Annotated in this window: 14 protein-coding genes; 6 read left to right on the top strand and 8 right to left on the bottom strand. The window is 66.5% G+C overall.

Translation table 11 applies throughout. From position 1 onward, the window contains the following. The first annotated feature begins 41 nt into the window (after positions 1–41). The 5 genes from C1924_RS09140 to mtnC all read left to right on the top strand — a co-directional run bounded on the left by C1924_RS09140 (position 42) and on the right by mtnC (position 5,601). On the top strand, positions 42–1,514 hold the full coding sequence (locus C1924_RS09140) for an amino acid permease (protein WP_108765005.1): 1,473 nt from the start codon (positions 42–44) through the stop codon (positions 1,512–1,514). Between the two features lie 84 nt (positions 1,515–1,598). After that, a complete protein-coding gene (locus tag C1924_RS09135; RefSeq protein WP_108765004.1) occupies positions 1,599–3,026 on the top strand; it encodes an amino acid permease in 1,428 nt (475 codons plus the stop codon). Positions 3,027–3,611: 585 nt separating this feature from the next. Then, a complete protein-coding gene (locus C1924_RS09130; protein ID WP_108765003.1) occupies positions 3,612–4,253 on the top strand; it encodes a methylthioribulose 1-phosphate dehydratase in 642 nt (213 codons plus the stop codon). A 91-nt stretch (positions 4,254–4,344) separates the two neighbouring features. Beyond that, on the top strand, positions 4,345–4,902 hold the full coding sequence (locus tag C1924_RS09125; protein WP_108765002.1) for an acireductone dioxygenase: 558 nt from the start codon (positions 4,345–4,347) through the stop codon (positions 4,900–4,902). Positions 4,903–4,905: 3 nt separating this feature from the next. Further along, positions 4,906–5,601 (top strand): acireductone synthase, encoded by a 696-nt coding sequence (gene mtnC / locus C1924_RS09120; protein WP_108765001.1) that lies wholly within the window; start codon positions 4,906–4,908, stop codon positions 5,599–5,601. Positions 5,602–5,720: 119 nt separating this feature from the next. Here the strand turns inward: mtnC and C1924_RS09115 are convergent, their stop codons facing one another. The 6 genes from C1924_RS09115 to C1924_RS09090 all read right to left on the bottom strand — a co-directional run bounded on the left by C1924_RS09115 (position 5,721) and on the right by C1924_RS09090 (position 15,689). Further along, the gene (locus tag C1924_RS09115; RefSeq protein ID WP_108765000.1) at positions 5,721–8,339 is read right to left on the bottom strand and encodes a glycoside hydrolase family 2 protein; all 2,619 of its coding nucleotides are present in this window, start codon (positions 8,337–8,339) and stop codon (positions 5,721–5,723) included. Between the two features lie 57 nt (positions 8,340–8,396). Beyond that, complete coding sequence (locus C1924_RS09110) at positions 8,397–9,623, bottom strand: AGE family epimerase/isomerase (RefSeq protein WP_108764999.1); 1,227 nt, start codon at positions 9,621–9,623, stop codon at positions 8,397–8,399. Then, positions 9,620–10,615: a carbohydrate kinase gene (locus C1924_RS09105; protein ID WP_108764998.1), complete on the bottom strand. Its 996-nt coding sequence runs from the start codon at positions 10,613–10,615 to the stop codon at positions 9,620–9,622. Before C1924_RS09105 ends, C1924_RS09110 begins: the two co-directional genes overlap by 4 nt. Before the next feature lie 7 nt (positions 10,616–10,622). After that, positions 10,623–11,936 carry an L-fucose:H+ symporter permease gene (fucP, locus tag C1924_RS09100; RefSeq protein WP_108764997.1) on the bottom strand — a complete coding sequence of 438 codons (1,314 nt, stop codon included), beginning with the start codon at positions 11,934–11,936 and terminating at the stop codon, positions 10,623–10,625. Positions 11,937–11,999: 63 nt separating this feature from the next. Next, complete coding sequence (locus C1924_RS09095) at positions 12,000–13,049, bottom strand: LacI family DNA-binding transcriptional regulator (RefSeq protein WP_108764996.1); 1,050 nt, start codon at positions 13,047–13,049, stop codon at positions 12,000–12,002. 96 nt (positions 13,050–13,145) lie between these two features. Then, positions 13,146–15,689: a GH92 family glycosyl hydrolase gene (locus C1924_RS09090; protein ID WP_254051247.1), complete on the bottom strand. Its 2,544-nt coding sequence runs from the start codon at positions 15,687–15,689 to the stop codon at positions 13,146–13,148. 930 nt (positions 15,690–16,619) lie between these two features. Here C1924_RS09090 and C1924_RS09080 point away from each other — a divergent pair. After that, positions 16,620–19,706, top strand: a complete 3,087-nt coding sequence (locus C1924_RS09080) for a TonB-dependent receptor (RefSeq protein ID WP_108764994.1) — start codon at positions 16,620–16,622, stop codon at positions 19,704–19,706. 217 nt (positions 19,707–19,923) lie between these two features. Here C1924_RS09080 and C1924_RS09075 read toward each other — a convergent pair whose 3' ends face one another. Together C1924_RS09075 and C1924_RS09070 are read right to left on the bottom strand one after the other, a co-directional pair. Then, the gene (locus C1924_RS09075; protein WP_108764993.1) at positions 19,924–20,661 is read right to left on the bottom strand and encodes a copper homeostasis protein CutC; all 738 of its coding nucleotides are present in this window, start codon (positions 20,659–20,661) and stop codon (positions 19,924–19,926) included. Continuing rightward, positions 20,658–21,656 carry a N(4)-(beta-N-acetylglucosaminyl)-L-asparaginase gene (locus C1924_RS09070; protein WP_108764992.1) on the bottom strand — a complete coding sequence of 333 codons (999 nt, stop codon included), beginning with the start codon at positions 21,654–21,656 and terminating at the stop codon, positions 20,658–20,660. Before C1924_RS09070 ends, C1924_RS09075 begins: the two co-directional genes overlap by 4 nt. Positions 21,657–21,700 lie beyond the last annotated feature (44 nt).

Here is a 21,700-nt window from a genome sequence, read left to right as displayed (position 1 = left end):
ACGCATCGGCGGCCCCAATCCGATCATCAGGAAAGTTCTGCATGCTGAAAGCTCTGTTGAGGGTCAAGCCGGTACAACCGGCCGGGCACGTCGATGCTGGCGAACCCATCGAAGGCAGCCTGGACGGCGAAGCCACGTTGAAACGGACCCTCACGGCCAAACACCTCATCATGCTCGGCATCGGTGCGGTGATCGGCGCAGGCATCTTCGTGCTGACCGGCCAGGCCGCGGCCAACCATGCCGGCCCGGCGGTCATGCTCTCGTTCGTCATCGCCGGCTTCGCCTGCGCGCTGGCCGGCCTGTGCTACGCCGAGTTCGCGGCGATGATGCCGGTCTCCGGCAGCGCCTATTCGTACTCGTATGCCACCCTCGGCGAGGGCATGGCCTGGTTCATCGGCTGGTGCCTGGTGCTGGAGTACCTGTTCGCCTCGGCCTCGGTCGCGGTGGGCTGGTCGGCCTACCTCATCAGCTTCCTGACCACCACGCTCAACATGCCGTTCCCGGATGCGCTCAGCGCAGCGCCGATCGCCTGGACGGGCAGCGAGTTCGTCTCCTCCGGCAAGCTGTTCAACCTGCCGGCGGTGCTCATCATCGCCGCCGTATCGGGCCTGCTGTATGTCGGTGTGACCCAGTCGGCCTTCGTCAACGCGATCATCGTGGCCATCAAGGTCACCGTCATCTGCCTGTTCATCGGCATCGGCGCGGCGCACATCGACCCGGGCAACTGGCATCCGTTCATCCCTGAGAACACCGGCCCCGGCGAATTCGGCTGGAGCGGCATCTTCCGCGCCGCCACCATCGTGTTCTTCGCCTACATCGGCTTCGACGCGGTCTCCACCGCTGCCGGCGAAACCAAGGACCCGCAGCGGAACATGCCGATCGGCCTGCTCGGCTCGCTGGCCGTGTGCACCATCGTCTACATCATTGTCTGCGCGGTGCTGACCGGCATGATGCCGTACCACCTGCTGGGCACCGACAAACCGGTGGCCACCGCGCTCGAACCCTTCCCCACCCTGTCGTGGCTGAAGACCGCCGTGGAAATCGGCGCCATTGCCGGCCTGTCCTCGGTGATCCTGGTGATGATGATGGGCCAGACCCGCATCGCCTATACGATCTCGCGTGACGGCCTGCTGCCGAAGTTCTTCGGCAAGGTGCATGCCCGCTTCCGCACCCCGTACTGGGCCACGATTGTCGTGGGCGTGATCGCCGCTGCACTGGCCGGCCTGGTGCCGCTGAACGTGCTGGGTGAGCTGGTGTCGATGGGCACGCTGCTGGCCTTCGCCACCGTCTGCATCGGCGTGCTGGTCCTGCGCTACAGCAAGCCGGACCTGCACCGCCCGTTCCGCGTGCCGGCCGTCTGGATCATCTGCCCGCTGGGCGCGGCCACCTGCCTGTTCCTGTTCTGGCAGGCCTTCGTGGTGCATTGGCACCTGTTCGTGGGCTGGACCGTGCTGGGCCTGCTGATCTACCTCGGCTACGGCATCCGCAACAGCAAGCTGGCCAAGTCCTCCTGATCCGCCTACGGGCCGGCCTCTGTGCCGGCCCGTCCGTTTTCCCCCGCGTGCCTGCAACGGCGCGCTTCGACAAGATCGACACACATGTTCAAGCAACTGTGGGCCACCAAGCATCCGCATGCCGCCCATGAAGACGCCAACGGCCTGAGCCTGCGCCGCCACCTCGGCCCCTGGGGCCTGACCGCCCTGGGTATCGGCGCGGTCATCGGCGGCGGCATCTTCGTCATCACCGGCCAGGCTGCGGCCAACCACGCTGGCCCGGCCATCATGCTGTCCTTCGTGCTGGCTGCGGTCTGCTGCGCCTTCTGCGCCCTGGCCTACGCCGAGTTCGCCTCGATGGTGCCGGTCTCGGGCAGCGCCTACACCTACACCTACGCCACCTTCGGCGAGCTGTCGGCCTGGTTCATCGGCTGGATGCTGGTACTGGAGTACGGCGTATCGGCCTCGGCGGTGGCGGTCAGCTGGACCGGCTACTTCCTCAGCCTGCTCAGCCAGTTCGACATCCACCTGCCAGCGGCCCTGGTCAGTGCCCCCTTGGACGCACAGCTGCGGCCCACCGGCGCCATCGCCAACCTGCCCGCTGCCATCCTGGTGCTGCTGCTGACCTGGCTGTGCTACGTGGGCATCAGCAAGTCCTCGGCGATGAACATGGCGATGGTCGTGCTCAAGACCGGCCTGATCGTGCTGGTCATCGTGGTCGGCTGGAAGTACATGGACACCAGCAACTGGACCCCGTTCATTCCGGCCAACGAGGGCCCGGGCAAGTACGGCATGGAAGGCGTGCTGCGTGGCGCGGCCATGGTGTTCTTCGCCTACATCGGCTTCGAGGCGGTGTCGGTGGCGGCGCAGGAATCGAAGAACCCGCAGCGCGACATGCCCATCGGCATGATGCTGTCGCTGGCGATCTGCACCGTGCTGTACATCGCCATGGCGGCGGTGATGACCGGCCTGGTGCCGTACCAGCTGCTGGGTACGGACGAACCAGTGGTGACCGCCGTGGCGGCGCACCCGCAGCTGGGCTGGCTGCGCTGGGTGGTCGAGGTGGGCGCCCTGGTCGGTCTGTCCTCGGTGGTGCTGGTGATGATCATCGGCCAGCCGCGCATCTTCATGATCATGGGCCGCGACGGCCTGCTGCCGCCGGTGTTCACCAAGATCCACCCGAAGTACCGCACCCCGCACATCAACACGGTCATCACCGGCATCGGCATCGCGCTGCTGGCGGCGCTGTTCCCGCTGGACATCCTGGGTGAACTGACCTCGATGGGCACGCTGATCGCGTTCGCGGCGGTGTGTGCCGGCGTGCTGATCCTGCGCCGCACCCAGCCGGATCTGCCGCGTCCGTTCCGCATGCCGATGGCGTGGCTGATCTGCACCCTGGGTGTGCTGAGCTGCCTGGCGCTGCTGTCGGCGATGACGATGCACAACTGGATGCTGATGGGCGTGTGGACCGTGGTCGGGTTCGTGATCTATTTCGGTTACGGGTTCAGGCACAGCCGCCTGCGCGGTCAGTAAGGGTTGGGTATTGCAGGGCCTGCGGCCCTGCACCCGCTGGAGCAACGTCAACGGCAACGGCTGGGTTGAGGGGTTGGCGGGGAGGCATGGGTTCGCGGGGGACGCCGTGAATCCATCCCTGGAGGCTTGTCCGCAGCATCCATGCCGCGGACACCCCCGCGAACCCATGCCTCCCCACCCCTGACACTCTCCCGGCGCGTCCGGTAAATTCACGCAATGCGTGGATGAGATCTGTCTGGGAAACGATGCTTCGGTGGTAGATCCACGCCATGCGTGGATGAACCCTGTCCGGCGAACGAAGCTTCTGTAGAGCGGAGCCATGCTCCGCTGCGAGCAAGCGCAGCGCCGCGACCCGCTTTTGCTCTTCCTTCTTCACTCCGTGGCTGGCGCGCACGGAACCTGTCCGTGGCCGGGCGGGTGGGCTGTGCAGGGGTGTCCGCGGCATGGATGCCGCGGCCAAGCCCCCAAGGACGGGTTTACGGCGTCCCCTGCACAGCCCACCCGCCCGGCCCAAAGCGGGAAATCCAGCCTCGCCGCCCGCCACGAGGGGCTCAGCCGTTTGCCGAATCCAGTAAAATCGTCCCCATGAGCACCCCCACCTTCCCCTACGACACCGCGCGCCTGAGCGAACTGGCCCAGCTGCTGATCGACAACGTCCGTGAGCTGGCGCACGCCGGCTGGACCCCGGCCACCAGCAGCAACTTCTCCCACCGCCTGGACGACCGCCACGCCGCGATCACCGTTTCCGGCAAGGACAAGGGCCGCCTCATCGAGGACGACATCATGGTGGTGGACTTCGACGGCCAAGCCGTCGGCCGCCCGCTGCGCCCGTCCGCCGAAACCCTGCTGCACACCCAGCTGTACCGCCGCTTCCCGGACATCGGCTGCGTGCTGCACACCCATTCCCCGGTGCAGACCGTCGCCTCGCGCCTGTATGCGCCGCAGGGCCACATCCGCCTGGAAGGCTACGAACTGCTGAAGGCCTTCGCCGGCAACAGCACCCACGAAATGGCCATCGATGTCCCGGTGTTCGCCAATACCCAGGACATGAACGTGCTCTCGGCACAGGTCGATGCCCTGCTCGATACGCAGACCCTGTGGGGCTACCTGATCGACGGCCATGGCCTGTACGCCTGGGGCCGCGACATGGCCGAGGCGCGCCGCCACATGGAAGCCTTCGAGTTCCTGTTCCACTGCGAGCTGGAACTGCGCAAGCTGCGCGGCTGAGCCAGCGCCGGGTGCAGATTCCAATCCGGAATCTGCGGCCCTTCACCACCCTGTTACCCTGTCTTCCCCCCGAGACGTTCAAGCTGCCGCCATGAGCCGACTGCGCATCTACGACGACACCCGCCCTGAATCGCCGCTGCTGGACACCCAGGACGGCGAAGTCATCACCACCGAACTGCAGAAGATCGGCGTCACCTTCGAGCGCTGGCAGGCTGCCGCGCCCGTCGCGCCGGGCGCCAGCCAGGACGAGGTGTTCGCCGCCTATCGCGCGGACATCGACCGGCTGGTGGCCGAACGCGGCTTCAAGAGCGTGGACGTGGCGTCGATCGCCCCGGACAACCCGAACCGCGCCGAACTGCGGAAGAAATTCCTCGACGAACACTTCCACAAGGAAGACGAGGTGCGCTTCTTCGTTGCCGGCTCCGGCCTGTTCACCCTGCACGTGGCGGACAAGGTCTACGAGATCGAGTGCGTGAAGGACGACCTGATCGCCGTGCCCGATGGCACCACCCACTGGTTCGACATGGGCGATGAGCCGAGCTTCGTGGCCATCCGCTTCTTCACCGAGCCGGACGGTTGGGTCGGTCATTTCACCGGCACCGACATCGCACAGAAGTTCCCCCGTTACATCCCTACCCAGGCATCCTGATCCATGCAGCCCCGCGTCATCCTGACCGACATCGAAGGCACCACCAGCAGCATCTCGTTCGTCAAGAACGTGCTGTTCCCCTATGCCCGCCAGGCGCTGCCGGCGTTCGTGGCCGAGCACGGCCAGCAGCCTGACGTGCGTCGCTGGCTCGACGCAGTGGCCGCCGAGATCGGTGGCGCCTGCCAGGACAGCCTGGTGGCCGAGACGTTGCAGGGCTGGATCGACCAGGACCGCAAGCACACCGCACTGAAGGCCCTGCAGGGCCTGATCTGGGATGCCGGCTACCGCCGGGGCGACTACACCGCGCACTTCTACCCGGAAGTGGCGCCCGTGCTGAAGGGCTGGCACGCCTCGGGCCTGCCGCTGTACGTGTACTCCTCCGGCTCGGTGCCGGCGCAGAAGCTGTTCTTCGGCTTCAGCGATGCCGGCGACCTCAGCCCGCTGGTGTCGGGCTGGTTCGATACCGAGATCGGCGGCAAGCGCGAGGCCGACAGCTACCGCAACATCGTGCAGGCGATCGGCGTGCCGGCCGCTGAAATCCTGTTCCTTTCCGATGTGGTGGAGGAGCTGGATGCCGCCCGCGAGGCTGGCCTGCAGACGCGCCTGATCGACCGCCTGGATGACTACCCGATGCCGCGCACCGGCCAAGCCGCCAACGGCCACGACCGCGTCGAGAATTTCCAGCAGATCCAGCTGTAACAGAAAGGGTAGATGCCAACCTTGGTTGGCACTTCCGGGTGTGCCAACCAAGGTTGGCACCTACCAGGGCAGAAGGTAGATGCCAACCTTGGTTGGCACGTACCAGAGCGGTGCGGCCCTCAACGATCGTTGAGGGTTCTCACCTTCAACGCGTCGCGCAGGGTCGCCAGATCCACCGGACCGCGTACCGCGATGTCCCGGCTCTCACCGGGCAGCAGGTCGAGCAGGTTGTCGTCCACCTGCACGTCCAACGCCCCGAAATCGATCCATGCCGCACGCACGTATGCTGCACTCTGCAGGCGCAGCCGGTAGTGCTCACCATCAATGGTCAGCGCTGCTTTCAACCGCTGCTTCGGCAGCACCTGGTGCTTGGCTTCGACAAAGCCGACCACCTGACGTGCACTCACCCTGCCTTCCTGCAGCAGCTCAAACACCGCCACGGTCCGCGCCGGGTCCGCGCCAGCCAGCAATTCGGCGTCGGCGAAATCACCGACCGCACTCACGCCTGCGGCAGCCAGGGTCACAGGCACCTCGCGCCGACGCAGCACCTTGCCCTCCACATCCATCACCCGCAGCCGCCAGCGCGCGTCGACGGCCGCGCCATCGTTGATCAGCCGCACCCGCGTGCGGCCCTCATCACGCAAGGCCGCCAGGGTCACCGGCGCAAAGAAGCGGCGCGCGGCGAAGTGCAGCGCCTTCCAGCGCCCGAAGTAATCGACGCTTGACCACGAGGCACCCGGCCACACATCGTTGAGCTGCCAGTACAGGGATCCCATCGTGTAGGGTCGCGAGGCGCGGTGGTGCAGCGCGGCCAGGGCAATGCCTTCGGCCTGCATCACCTGGCTCAGGTAGACGAAATCCTCGAAGTCCTTCGGGCTGCCGTAGCCGCGTTCGATGTACTGCAGCAGGCGGCTGTTGCCCTCGCCGGCCATGAATTTCTGATGTGCGCGGATCACCGGGCTGTCGATGCGCTGTTCGGCACGGGTAGCGATCTGGTCCACCGTCGCCACCGCCGGCCACGCCTGCAACCCATACTCGGACATGAAGCGCGGGGTTTCGCGAAGGTACGCCTGCACCGGCAGCGCCGGATTGCCCCAGACCTGCCAGTAGTGCTTGTCGCCCCGGGTGGAGTCGTTGGCCTTCTCGTCCAGGTCATTGCTGGGCGAGCTGGACCAGTACGGCACCCCGAGCCCCTCCTCACCGACGACCTGGCGCAGATCGTTGCCGAACAGATCCACATAACCCTGCCAGACCCTGGACGCGAACGCCGGATCAGCTGCCTTCAGGTCGCGGCCGTGGCCCCAGTCCTTCCACGCGGTTTCTTCTTCGTTGTTGCCACACCACAGCACGATGCTGGGATGGTGGCGCAGACGACGCACGTTGTCGCGCGCTTCGGCCACGACGCTGGCGCGGAAGGCAGGGTCATAGCCCGGCTGCATGCCGCCGCCGAACATGAAATCCTGCCAGACCAGCAGGCCCAGCTCGTCGGCGATGTCAAAGAACGCGTCGTCTTCGTAGTAGCCGCCGCCCCAGTTGCGCAGCATGTTCATGTTGGCGTCGCGCGCGGCGGTCAACACCTGGCGCAGACGCGCAGCGTCGACGCGCGCGGGGAACGCGTCGAACGGAATCACGTTCGCGCCCTTCGCAAAGATCTCCACGCCGTTGATGACGAAGGCGAAGCCCTGCCCACCCTGGCCGTCCTCATCGCGGCGCAGCTCGACGCTGCGCAGGCCGATGCGCTGTTCGCGTGCGTGCGCCGCATCACCTCCGCCATCCAGGCGTGCCTGCACCGTATAGCGGTCCTGCGCGCCGTAGCCTACCGGCCACCAGCGGCGCGGGGCGGCCAGTTCGACCGGCAGTTCGATGCTGTTCTGCCCCGGCTGCAGCAGGACCGTGCGCTGCAGCTGGGCCACGCTGCGGCCCTCCGGGTCACGCACATCCAGCGCGACCCGCGCCGAGCCAGCAGCACTGCCCTGCTCCACCTGCAGCAGCACCGCAAGCTTAGCCTGCTCGCCATCCAGCGCATCGGTGCGCACCGCCAGATCGGTCAGCCGGTGCGTATCCCAGGCCTGCAGATCGACACCGCGCCAGACGCCCGCAGTGACATAGCGCGGGCCCCAGTCCCATCCGAAGTGATAGGCCGGCTTGCGCGCGAAGTTGCCGACCATCGCGTCTTTCGGCTCGTCGCCATAGGGCGAAGGGTAATTGCCTGCAATCCTGTGCGGCATCGTCTGCACACCAGGCAGCAGGGTCCGGATGGACGAACGGAACACGATCAGCAGTTCATTGCCCGTGGCCTGCAGGCGTCCTTCCACGCGCGCAGTCCAGGTCCGGTGCGCGTTGTCCGCGCGCAGCAACGGCGTACCGTTGAGGGTGACCTCGGCGTAGGTATCCAGGCCGTCGAAGCGCAGCTCGGCATGGGGCTTGGCCGGGGTCGCCGCGTCCACGTCGAAGCGCGCGCGGTACTCCCAGTCAGCCAGGCCGATCCATTGCAGCTCTGCTTCGGCCGCGCCCACGTACGGATCGCGGATCAGATCATGGGCAAGCAGATCGGTGTGCACGCTGCCGGGCACGGTGGCGGCACGCCACTGCTGCAGGCCAGGGTGGGAGGCGCCCTGGGCATCGCCGGGCAGCAGGCGGAACTCCCACTGTGCCTGCAGAGGCGCGGCGGCAGCGGGAAACGCAACCGCCGCGACGAGCAGCAGGAGCAGACGGACAACGAGGGGAAGACGATGCACGTGATGCTCCTGTTTTTCTGCCAGGCATGGCCTGGCACTACTGCATTCGGGCGATGTTCAACGGACGACGTTCAACACTTCGTAGCACGCGCCCATGGTGTGGTAATCCACCTTGCCGGCCGGGCTTTTCTCATCGCTGTACTTGCGGTTGTCAGCATCCAGGATGCGGAACCACGCGCCGTACTGGTGGTCGACGAAGTGTTCCCACGAGTACGCCCAGATGCGCTCGTACCACTGCCAGTAACGGTCGTCGCCGGTACGCTTGGCCATCAGCGCGGCGGTGGCCAGGGTCTCGGCCTGCACCCAGAAGTACTTGTCGTCGTCACAGACGAAGCTGTCGCCGCCGATCGGTGCGCCGTCCATGCCCGGCTGGCGGCGCGATTCCGGCGCGAAGCCGTAGTACAGGCCACCACGTGCCTCGTCCCAGCTGCGCTCCACGGCCACATCGAACAGATGCTGCGCCGTCGGCACCAGCCAGTCAGCCTGCACGTGCCGGTCCAGGATCAGCAGCAGCTTGGCCCACTCGGTCTGGTGGCCGGGCTGGAAGCCCCACGGGCGGAACAGGTGCTTGGGATTGTCGAGGTTGTAATCCCAGTCGATCTCCCAGTTCACATCGTAGTGTTCCCAGACCAGGCCACCGGCCTTGGCGGCCTGGCGGCGGGTCATGTTGTCGGCCAGCTGCAGCGCGCGGGCGACGTAGCGCTGCTCGCCACTGGCCTCGAACGCGGCCAGCATGGCCTCGCACATGTGCATGTTGGCGTTCTGGCCGCGGTAGCCGGTGAAGTTCCACTGGCCATCCGCCTCGTCCTTGTACAGGCCGTGCTGCGGCTCCCAGAAGCGCGCTTCCAGCAGCTGCCAGGTTTCGTCCATCCACGCGCGGGCCTGCTCGACACCGGCTTTCAGCGCGCAGCTGTAGGCCAGCAGCACGAAGGCCACGCCATAGCAGTGGTTCATATCGTCCTCGACCTTGCCGTCGCGCAGGGTCCAGGCATAGCCCCCGGTGGCCGGGTTGCGGTGCACCTCGCGCAGGTAGCGCACGCCGTGCTCGACCGCCTCGCGGTACTCGGCATTGCGGAACTCGCGGTAGGCCATCGCGTAGTTGAAGACGAAGCGTGTACTGCTCACCAGATGACGATGGCTGGCGTCGTAGATGCTGCCGTCATCACGGAAGTAATGGAAGAAGCCGCCGTTCGGGTCGATGCAGCGCGGGTGGTAGAACGCCATCGTGTCGGCGATGTGCGCACGCAGGAAGGCGGGCGAACGGAAATCGGGCGCGGTGCTCATGCGGGAAGATCCTGTGCCTGCAGCAGCTGCTGCACTTCATCAAGTGAGGGCATCGCGGCGAACGCGCCCTTGCGGGTAACGGCCAGTGCACCCACGGCGGCGCCGAAGCGCAGCGTGGCAGCGATGGCCTGCGGGTCCTGGCAGAACGCGGCGAAGCCGGCGCCGGCACCGCCGCGCTCCAGCAGGCCGACCAGCACGCCGCCCACGAAGGCATCGCCCGCCGCGGTCGTATCAACTGCGGCCACGTTGAAGCTGGTCACCTGGCCCTGCTGTTCGCGGGTGTACCAGTGCAGCGTTGCGGCGCCGTCGGTGACGATGACCCAGCGCGCCTGCGCGGCCAGCAGGCGCTGCAGGACAGCAGCCTCGCCGCCAGCGCCGAGCGGTGCGGCCAGGTAATCCAGTTCTTCGCGCGACAGCTTGACCAGGTCGGCACGCTCCAGCGCCTGCCACAGCCAGGGCGTCGGATCGACGTCGGCCGGCCACAGCGCCGGACGCAGATTGAGGTCCAGGCTGACCACTGCACCGGCCGCGCGGGCACGGTCCATGCCGGCGAAGGTCGCCTCGGCGATGGCCGGTTCGGTCAGGCTGTTGGAGCACACATGGAAGCACTGCGCGTTGTCCAGGCAGGCTGCCTGGAAATCGCTGTCACGGAACAGCAGGTCCGCCGCCGGGGGGCGGTAGAAACTGAAGCTGCGTTCGCCGGTCGCGTCCAGGGCGACGAAGGCCAGCGCGGTCTTGGCCGCATCGGTGCGCACGATGTAGTCGGTGCCCACGCCGTGCTCGACCAGGCTTTCCGCCAGGAAGTCACCGAACATGTCGCGGCCCAGCATGCCGACGAACTGGGTCTTCGCACCCAGCCGCGCGGCGGCCACAGCGACGTTGGCCGGCGCACCGCCGGCGTACTGCAGGAACGCGCGCGGGGTGTCGGCCGAGGCCGGCGGCTGCGCTAGTAGATCGATCAAAATTTCGCCGAAGCAGACAATGGCACCCATTCCGGACTCAGCCTCCCTGCGCGCCGACGGCCGGCGGGCGCGAGCCCACCAGACCATAGAAGATGATGTAGACGTAGCAGACCACCGGCAGCACGAAGCTCAGGTGCAGGCCGATGCGATCGGCCAGCATGCCCTGCAGCAGCGGAATGATGGCGCCACCGACGATGGCCATGATCAGCAGGCTGGACGCCTTGTTGGTCAGCGGACCCAGGCGTTCGATGGCCAGCGAGAAGATGGTCGGGAACATGATGGAATTGAACAGGCCGGTGGCCACGATGCCGTACAGCGCAACCTTGCCGCCCGAGCCCAGGGTAACCGCCAGCAGCACCACGTTGGCCAGCGCGAAACCCGCCAGCAGGCGGCGCGGCGAGTACTTGGCCAGCAGCCACGCGCCTGCGAAGCGGCCGATCATGGCGCCGCCCCAGTACATCGACACGTACCAGGTCGCCTGCGCCTCGGACATGCCACCGATCTCAGGCAGTGCCAGATAATTCACCATCAGGCTGCCGATGGACACCTCGGCACCCACGTAGAAGAAGATGGCCAGCACGCCGAACAGCACGTGCGGGTGCTTCAGTGCATCCAGCAGGGTGTGGTGGCTGGTGTCGGCCTGCTCGGTGGATTCGGTCAGGCTGGGCAGGCGGAACAGGAACACGAACACCGCCAGCAGCACCAGCGCGATGGCCAGGCCCACATAAGGACCCTGCACCGACTGCGCTTCCGCAGCGCGGTAGGCCAGCTGCTCGGCCACCGGCATCGCCTTGATCTCATCACCGCTCTTCACCGCGGTGCTCAGGATCAGGAAGCCGCCGAACATCGGCGCCAGCGTGGTCCCCAGCGAGTTCAATGCCTGGGCCAGGGTGAGGCGACTGGAGGCGGTCTTTTCCGGCCCCAGCAGCGCTACGTACGGGTTGGCCGCCACCTGCAGCACGGTAATGCCGGTGGCCAGCACGAACAGCGAGGCCAGGAAGGCGTCATAGGTGCGCAGCGCCGCCGATGGCCAGAAGCCGAGCGCACCGACGCTGGCGATCAGCAGGCCGGCGATGATGCCCTTCTTGTAACCCAGCCGCGCCACCAGCCGGCCGGCCGGCACCGACATCAGGAAGTACGCGCCGAAAAAGGTGAACTGCACCAGCATGGCGCGGGTGTAGTTCAGCTCGAACACCGCCTTCAGGTGCGGGATCAGCACATCGTTGAGGCTGGTCAGGAAGCCCCACATGAAGAAGATGGTGGTGGCCACCCACAGGGCCGCGCGGGCATTCATCACCGGCGCCTGGCTGCTGTTGGATCCCGATGGACGGGGCGTTGCGGAAATCGGCATGCGGTTCGCGCCTCGATGCGCGTGTAGGTCGTTGGTACGTGGAAGGGAAAAGGTCGTAGAAGATCAGTTCGGCCGCGCGGCACTGCTTTCGCGGATGCGCAGCTGCACCGGGGCGACGGTGCGCTGTGGCGGTGCATCCGGGTCGTCCAGGCGCTGCAACAGCAGTGCCGCAGCCTGCCGGCCCCGCTCGCGCGGATCGGCGGTGAGCGTGGTCAGCGGCGGTACCGCCACCGACGCTTCGGAAATGTCATCGAACCCGGTGACCGCGAAATCGCCACCCGGACGGATCCCGCGCGAGTTCAGGCCCAGCATCAGCCCCAGCGCGACGGTGTCGTTGTAGCAGACCGCAGCACTCGGCCGGTGGCCATCGACGAACAGTTCGTCGGTGCGCGCGGCGGCTTCCAGACGGTTCGGCGCCGATTCGATCATCCAGCCCGGCGGCAGCGACAGCCCAGCCTCGGCCAGCGCCTGCTGGAAACCGGTACGCCGCTGATGGCAGGAACTGGAATCGGCATGCCCGCCGAAGAAAGCGATCTGGCGGTGGCCACGTTCGATCAGGTGGCGGGTGGCCAGGTAGGCGCCGTGCTGGTTGTCCAGGGTCAGGAAGTCCCAGTCGGCACCTTCAAGCTCGCGGTTGAACAGCAGCACGTTGGCATTGGCGCCCAGCGCCTGCCGGACCCGCGTCGCATCGCTGCCTTCGGCAGGCGACAGGATCAGGCCTGCCGGGGTGTGTTCCATGAGGGTGGACAGCACCGCCTGCTGGCGTTCGGGCGACTCACCCGTGCTGCCCAGCAGGGTCACGTAACCGCGCCCGCCCAGTGCCTCGTCCACGCCGGAAGCGAATTCGGCGAAAAATGGATTGGACAGGTCGTTGATGACCAGCGCGATGCTCGACGAGGTGCGTCGACGCAGATTGGCCGCTGCACGGTTGTAGACGTAGCGCTGGCGGCGCAGCTCGGCCTCGACCTTGGCCCGGGTATCAACGTTGACCAGCGGGCTGCCGCGCAGCACCAGCGACACGGTCGCGCGCGAAACGCCGATGGCACGGGCGATGTCAGTCACCGTCACCGCCTTGCCGGAACGCTTGCTGGAACTGTCGCTGGTGTCGTTCATCGTCTTCCCGGACTCCGCTGGAGCCTCAAGCCTAATGGATCGTGACCCGGTCGTGCCGTGCCGTTCGCTGGATAGCCGCGAACGGCACAGCGCCGATCATCGCAGCTGGCTGCCTGGTGCAGCGCACCACGACACCGGCAGATCGGCCACGGCCGTGCCCCAGCCCTGCGTCGGCGCCTGGCCATCCAGGGCAAAACGCACGCGCGGCCCCTGCTGCAGGCGGTCCCAGTCCAGCCACACCGGCGCATGGGCCTGGCCATCGACCTGCACGCCCTGCACATACTGCAGGCGACGGCCGTCGGCGCCCGGCGCGTCGATGCGCAGGGTCCGGCCGTTGCCCATGTCCACTTCCACCTTGGCAAAGCGCGGGGTGTGCAGCAGGAATTCACCGCTGCCCGGCACCGCCGGATACACACCGATGGCGCTGAACAGGTACCAGGCCGACATCGTGCCCAGGTCGTCATTGCCGGTCACGCCGTTGGGCGCATTGGTGAACAGCTGCTGCGCAGCGCGCAGGACGTTCGCCGTCTTCCAGGGCTGGCCGATGAGGGTGTACAGCCACGGCGAATGCAGATCCGGCTCGTTGTTGGGGTTGTAGCGGAACTGGTTGTAGTAGCTGTACGGGCCGACCACCCACTCGCGTCGCGCGGCATTGAGCGGATCGGCCTGCAGCGCATCCATCGCGAAGAAGGCATCCAGGCGGCGGCCGGCCTGTTCACGGCCGTCCATCGCTTCCACCAGGCCCGGCACGTCCTGCTGCGCCAGCCACTGGTACTGCCACGCGGTGCCCTCATGGAAGCCGTGGTGCGAGCGCGGGCTGTAGTGGCCGTCTGCAGGCGTGTACCACTGGCCATCCTCGGTGCGCGGGCGCGGGAAGCCGGTAAAGCCCGTCTCGGCGTCGCGAACCTGCGGATCCCATACCTTGCGCCAGTTGCGGCCACGTTCGCGCAGCGTCGCCGCATCCTGGGCGTGACCCAGGCCATCGGCCATCTGCGAGAGCGCGCAGTCGGCCACGGCGTATTCCAGCGTGGCCGAACCGCCGTGATGCGGATCGACATCCATGCCCTTGGACGGGAACGCGCGGTCGTAGACCACATAGCCCTTGTCCAGGTAGGTGGGATTGCCCGAACGCCCGGCCATCCGCGAATTCAGCGGTGGCGTGCCGAACGCGTTGCGGCGCAGTGCATCCCAGGCCTGCGCTTCGCGGCCCTTGAGCGCGCCGAAGCGCCACAGGTCGACCATGAAGGGCGTGACCGGGTCGCCGGTCATGATGTTGGTCTCGAAGTTGGCGTAGCCCCAGCGAGGCAGCCAGCCGCCCTGTTCGTCGATGGCCAGCAGGGTGCGCCCGATGTCGCGCGCCACGTCCGGGCGGGTCAGTGCCAGCCACTGGTTCTGGGCACGGTAGGTATCCCACAGCGAGAAGTACTCGTAATAGGTCCAGCCATCGGCGCGGTGGATGCCATCGTCGTAGCCGCGGTAGCGGCCGTCGGCATCGCTGCCGGTCAGCGGCTGCAGCAGCGTGTGGTACAGCGCGCTGTAGAAGACGGTGCGGTCATCACCGCTGCCGCCCTGCACGCGCACCCGCGCCAGCTGTTCGCGCCAGGCCTGCTGGGACCGCGAACGCATCCGGTCGAAACCGATCAGTGCCCCGCCCTGCATGCCCTCGACCCGCAGGTTGGTGCGTGCACCCTCGGCATCCACGTGCGAAATCGCGCTCACGGCGGTGACCGACTGGCCCTTGGCCAGGTCGAAGGTCAACCAGGCGCCGTTTGGCTTCTGCTCGCCTTCCATGCTGTGCCGCGCGTTGGGCAGGCCGCCGCCCTCACCCCAGGTGCCATGCGCCTTGAACGGACGGTCGAACTCGACGCGGAACCAGGTGGTGTACTGGTGCCCGCCGCAGAAGCTCTTGGTGACCAGCTTGCCTTCCACCACGCGGTCACCGACCACGTCGATCACGCTGCCGATGACCGAGTGACGTTCGTTGGCCTGACCGACGTTGACCAGCACATGGCCTTCGCCGCCACGCTGGCTGAAGGTATAGCGCTCGGCCGCCGCGCGGGTGCGCGCGGTGGCTTCGGCATCGATGCCGCCGTAGCTGGTCAGGCGCACCTTGTAATAGCCGGCCTGGCCGACTTCACCGTCATGCGTGTACGCCGAGGCGTAAGCCTTGTGATCGAACTGCTTGGCATTGGCGGTATCGAAATCGCCTCCCGGGCCGATGCTGCCGGTGACCGGCAGGATCGAGACCTGCCCGCCCTGTTCCCAGCAACCGGCGCCGGACAGGAAGGAGTGGCCGAAGCCGCGGATCTTCTCGTCGTCGTAGCGCCAGCCCGAGTAATGGCTGCCGATGGGGCTGACCTGGATCAGGCCGAACGGGGCCGATGCGCCCGGGAAGGTGTTGCCGTCATCCTTGCTGCCGATGAAGGTGTTGACCTCACGTTCCAGGGCGGCCGGTGCGGCCTGCAGCCAGGGCGTGACCGCCAATGCCAGCAGGCAGGCAACGCGGGCCAGCGGGCGCTGGGACAGGGCCGGCAAGCGGCGGGCGGACAGACGGCGGGACAACCTGGTCACGGACAGGACTCCTTGGCGGCAGGGCGGCAGCGAAGCGCCGGCCGTCAGGGCCGAACGCCTCGTTTCCATCGGTACAAATCCGCACCCCGGCGGATTTAGATCGATTGAAGTAAAGCAAAGCCGCGCTGCCGTTGCATTCTGCGCCGCAGCAAAAGAGGGGGGTCTCTTGCAGGGCTTGCAGCCCTGCACCTGCTGCAAGCCAAGGCAACGTCAACGTCAACGTCAAGAGCTGGAGTCCTGTGGGTTGGCGGGGTGGGTCCGGTTGAGGGGGACGGCGTAAATACGTCCATGTAGCCTCGGTCGCGCCATCCATGGCGCTCACGCCCCCTCAACCGGACCCACCCCGCCTTGGACAGTTCTCCGCGATCTGCCGGAATGACGGGGTCGGATCCCGTTGCTACGCAATGGGCTCTGACCTCAGATGAAGTTCGATATCTGACAGATTTCGTCGACAGCTGAAGTGATGTTCCAACCGTCACCAGGAAACTGTCGGGGGTGGGGTGGTGTGGGCTGGCAGGACCGTTGGCGCCATGGATGGCGCCATCGAGCCCCCATGGACGGGTTTACGGCGTGTCCTGCCAGCCCACACCGCCCCGCCCAACCAGCAGAAAGCCAGAGCCGCCTTTGATCTTGCTTCGGCTTCGACTTCGGCTTCAAACAGGTGCAGGGCTGCAAGCCCTGCCGAACCCCCCTCCCCCTTTTGCGCATGTAAACGATTCCAGTCCATTTCAGCGAATCATCATTCGCCAGACACGTCACTGCAATATTGCGTAGCAGCATGCGCAACCCTTCCGGCCATGCTAAAAATCGCCCCGCCATCGCTTAGATCGATCCAAGCGGATTCAGGAGATGGCCCGGCGTTGGGGACCGGAACAACACGTACACGAGCACGAGCGCGCCGCCCCAGGCAGCCGCGCGGCTTCAGCAAAATCGGCATCACAGATTAGATCGATTCAAGTTCCGCGTCAGTCACCGGATCAATCCAGGAGAGAGGGAGAGATGGCAATCAAGCATTCAACTCATACGCACGGTCGCGACGCCTTGTCGCTGGCCGTCGCGCTGGCCCTGGCTGCAGCTGTCGCGCCCCTCGGCGCCGCTGCCCAGCAGGCCACCGCACAGACCACCACCGGCAGCAGCGATGCCACCACCCTGGACAGCGTCCAGGTCACCGGCTACCGCTACGCCATCGAAAAGAGCCTGCAGCAGAAGCGTGACGCCAACGCCGTCGTTGAAGTGATCACCGCCGAGGACGTCGGCAAGTTCCCCGACAAGAACGTGGCCGACTCCCTGCAGCGCGTGCCTGGCGTGGTCATCACACGCGACGGCGGCGAAGGCAAGAGCGTCAGCGTGCGCGGCCTCGATCCGGACCTGACCCTCACCCAGTTGAACGGCAACTACATCGCCACCTCCGAAACCAATGACGAGGCCAGCCGTTCGTTCAACTACACCCTGCTGCCGTCGAACATGCTGTCCAGCGCCGAGCTGTTCAAGTCGCCGGAAGCACGCATCGACGAAGGCGGCATCGGTGGCACGGTCATCCTGCACACCCGCCGCCCGCTGGAAATGGAATCCAACTCCGGCTACGTGACCCTGGAAGGCGTCTCCTCCGATACCCACCAGGATGTCGACCCGCAGGCGTCGGCGCTGTACTCGTGGCACAGCAAGGACGAGCGCTTCGGTGTGCTGGTGGGCGTAACCCAGCAGAAGCGCACCAGCCGCACCATGGAAGTGACCACCGAGAACTACCAGTGGTACGGCACCGACGTCGACGCCCGTGATGCCAACGGCAATGCCCTCACCCAGGGCGGCATCAACTACTGGTGGGGCAACTCCGGCTTCAACGACCAGTTCGGCAACAACTACACCGACTTCTTCATGCCCACCTCGGTGAACTTCGCCGTGAAGGAAGAGAAGCGCGAGCGCAAGGGTGGCCAGCTGACGTTCCAGTTCAAGCCGGTCGACAACCTGACCCTGACCGCCAACTACTTCCGCTTCCAGCTGGACGGCGACTATGCGCAGAACATGCTCAAGGTGCCCGAATGGAACATGGCCCGCTACAACGGTGACGGCAACTGGGCCGGCGGGCGCCTGCTCAATGGCCTGACCTTCGACCCCAGTGGCACCGTGGTGACCGGCGCCCAGTTCGAGAAGCTGCCGGGCAAGGCCTACTACTGCAGCGAAGACGAAGCCGCGGCCGCCGGCCTGGCCCCGGGTGGCTGGGGACCGGACGACTGCACCATTCCGACCCCGCAGCTGACCGGCGGCTACAGCCGTGAAAAGGCGCTCTCGCAGACCGCCGACCTGACCATCGACTGGGATATCAGTCCCCTGTGGAAGGCCTCCTTCAGCGGTGGCCGCACCTGGTCCGAAGGCGGTCCGTCGATGAACTTCCGCATGTCGGCGAAGCCGCGCCGCCGCGTCAACGGCGTGTGGGAATCGGGCAACCAGTACACCGCATGGGATTTGACCGGCACGCCGACGCTGACCGTCTCGCCGAACCTGCAGGAGGTGCTGATGAATGGCATCGCCGAGGTCGATACCGGCTCGACCGACTCGTCTTGGATGCAGACCGAGGTCAAGCAGAGCCATTTCCAGGCTGACGTCACCAAGATGTTCGAGAGCGGCTGGCTGGACTCGATCCAGTTCGGCGCCAAGTACCGTGACGGCAAGGTCCATCGCAACACCGGCAACACTTACTGGGTGTGCAAGGGCGCCGATCCGAACGACTACGACAGCCGCTACCAGGCGGGCTGCGACAACACGGCCGGCATCGCCCAGCCGGGCTTCTTCCTGTCCAACCCGATCACCGGCCTTGGCCACGGCTTCAATGCCAATGTGTTCCCGGGCATCAACTACCCGGCTTACATCGACTACCTGAACAGCACGTACGGCCAGTCGCACAACCGCGTGGAAGACGACTTCGTCTACAACGTCAACGAGAAGATCTATTCCGGTTACTTCCAGGCAAACTTCCGTACCGAGCGCCTGCGCGGCAACGTGGGTGTGCGCGTGGTGCGTACCGAGCAGTTCGCCCAGTCCAGCGATTCCATCGAACGCTTCAACGACTACTTCCTGGACAACGCTTCCGGCGCACCGATGTCCTGCGATGATCCGGCAGCGGCCGCCTACCCCACCTACGGCTGCGAAAGCGGCTTCGTGCGCCTGCCGGACAATCTTGCACGCGAGAAGAGCTACGAGCTGATCGGTTCGGACCGCACCTACACCGACGTGCTGCCCAGCTTCAACATCGCCTGGGACATCACCGACTCGCTGGTCCTGCGCGGTGCGGCATCGAAGGTCGTGGCGCGCCCGAGCTACACCAGCATTGCCTCGCCGGGCAGCCTGAGCTACTACAGCGCCGAGTACGTCAATGACCGCCGCGTCGCCGGCGGCGCACCGACCGAAGGCTGGGCCGGCAGCGGCAGCAACAAGAATCTGGAAGCCTTCGAGGCCACCCAGTACGACCTCGGCGTCGAGTGGTACTTCATGCCGGGCGCAGTGGCGGGCGTGGGTCTGTTCCGCAAGGACATCAGCAACTTCACCGTGCCGATCGTGCGTGACGTGCAGATGGAAGTCGGCGGCGAGATGGTGACGGTGCAGAACTACAGCACCCAGGCCAACGGGCGCGATGCGGTGTCGCAGGGCGTGGAACTGTACGGTCAGTACACCTTCGACTTCGGCCTGGGCGTGCAGGCCAACTACACCTACAACGACACCAACCTGGCGTCGATCGAGCTCAATGGCGAGAACCTCGGCGCATCGCCGCTGGTCGGCAGCGCCAAGAACCAGGCCAACCTGACGGTGTTCTACGAAACCGACCGGTTCCTGGCCCGTGCCTCGTACAACCGTCGTGGTGAAGTGGTCGGCGGCCTGGTCAACGGCATGACCCAGTACAGCGAACCGTACGACCAGCTCGATCTGAACGTGGCCTACAACTTCACCGAAGCGCTGACCTTCACTGCCTCGGTGCTCAATGCCACCAAGTCCGAGCAGCGCATCTACCTGGGCAACGACACCCAGTCGCGCCTGATCTCCAACCTGTACTCGGGCCGACAGATCTACTTCGGCGCGACCTACAAGTTCTAAGGCGCCATCGGGGTCGGAGCCCTTCTGCGAAGGGATCCGACCCCGCGCAACGGTCCTCCACGACAGTCACGCTTTTACAGGTGGCTGCCGTTCTGTTGTGCGCAAAGCGCGGCCGAGCGTGGGCTATGCCGGTCGTCCTGACCGGCACCCTGCGGGCCGTCGCAAGCGACGTTGGCAGCGGCTCCTGCCGCTACCTTCGGCTCTACGGAAAAGCGGGTTACCGCGCGGCGACCAGCGCCTTGCGCAAGGCCGCAACCGTGGCGGTGCTGGTCTGGCTCCAGTCGGGGTCCAGCCCACGCAGCACCGGGTTCTGGAACTGCATGGCCGAACGCCGCAGACCCTTGGCAGACGCGTGCAGTTCGCTGCAACCGGTCTGCCGGGCCACCGCGGCGATGTTGGCCGGGCCCAGCCCGGCGCCGGCCATCACGCTGATGCGCCCCGCGGACTGGCTGACCAGCGCAGCCAGCACCTTGCTGCCGGCCTCGGCACTGACCTGCCCGCCCGACGTCAGCACGCGCTGGCAGCCGAGGCCGATCACCTGCTCCAGCGCCGCGGACAGATCGCGGGTCGCATCGAAAGCGCGATGGAACGTGACCTGCAGCGGCCCGGCGGCCTGCACCAGCTCCCGGCACAGCGGCAGGTCGATGTCACCCTGCGCATCCAGCGCGCCCACCACCACGCCATCACAGCCCAGTGCACGGCACTGCGCGATGTCACGCAGCATCAGCTCGGTTTCCAATGCGTCGTAGTGGAAGTCGCCGGCACGCGGGCGCACCAGCACGAACAGCGGAATGGTCAGCCGCTCGCGGGCAATGGCGATGCTGGCAAAAGACGGCGTGGTGCCGCCCTCGGCAAGATTGTCGAACAGTTCGATGCGGTCGGCACCACCAGCCTGCGCGGCAAGCGCCGAGGCCACCGAATTGCTGGCGATTTCCAACCCCAGGCGCACGCTCACGCCTGGGTGCTCGTGTAGATCGACGGCGAATCGCGCAGGTCATCCTGGCGCTGTGCATCACAGACGGCGTAGACGAAGCCGCGATGCAGCGCGTATGCGCCCACCTCACCCTGTTTGCTCATGGCCAGGAAGCAGACCTGCAGGGTCCTGCTGGCTTCGGGGCGCTTGCGCACCACCCGCTCGATCGCCTCGCGGCAGGCCTGCGCAGGCGTGCGCCCCTGGCGCATCAGCTCGACCACCAGGAACGAGGCCGCATTGCGGATCATCTCTTCGCCCACGCCCGAGGCCGTGGCCGCGCCCACTTCGTTGTCCACGTACAGGCCGGCGCCGATGATGGGGCTGTCGCCCACGCGCCCGTGCAGCTTCCAGGCCATGCCGCTGGTGGTGCAGGCGCCGGCAAGGTTGCCCTTGGCATCCAGCGCCAGCATGCCGATGGTGTCGTGGTTGTCACTGTTGCCGGGGATGCCGCGACGCTCGGCGTTGATCTGCGGCTGGTACTGCTCGGTCTTCAGCCACTCGCGCCAGGCCGCTTCAGCCTGCGGGGTCAGCAGGTGCTGGCGCTCGAAGCCCTGCTGCACCGCGAACTGCTGGGCGCCCTCGCCCACCAGCAGCACGTGCGGACTGTTCTCCATCACTTTGCGGGCCACCGACACCGGGTGCAGGATGTCCACCAGCGCAGCCACCGCACCGCAGCGGCCATCGCCGTCCATGATGCTGGCATCCAGGCTCAGCACGCCGTCGCGATCCGGGTTGCCGCAATGGCCGACCGTGGGATTGCACAGCTCGCTCTCTGCCCAGCGTGCGCCCGCTTCCACCGCATCCAGCGCGCTGCCGCCGCCGGCCAGCACCTTCCACGCCGCCTGATTGGCCGGCACGCCGAAATCCCACGTTGAAACGACCTTCGCCCCGCCCTGGCTGCGTGCCTGCACGCCCGGCAAGGCTGCGATGCCTGCGGCCAGTGCTCCGGCCTGCAGGAACTGCCTGCGATCCACCATGTCCGCCTCCGTCGTTCGATCCGCCGCCGGCAGGCTGCCGGCAG

Source organism: Stenotrophomonas sp. ESTM1D_MKCIP4_1 (assembly GCF_003086895.1).
Taxonomy (GTDB): Bacteria; Pseudomonadota; Gammaproteobacteria; order Xanthomonadales; family Xanthomonadaceae; genus Stenotrophomonas.
This window is presented reverse-complemented; position numbering and strand designations above follow the sequence as displayed.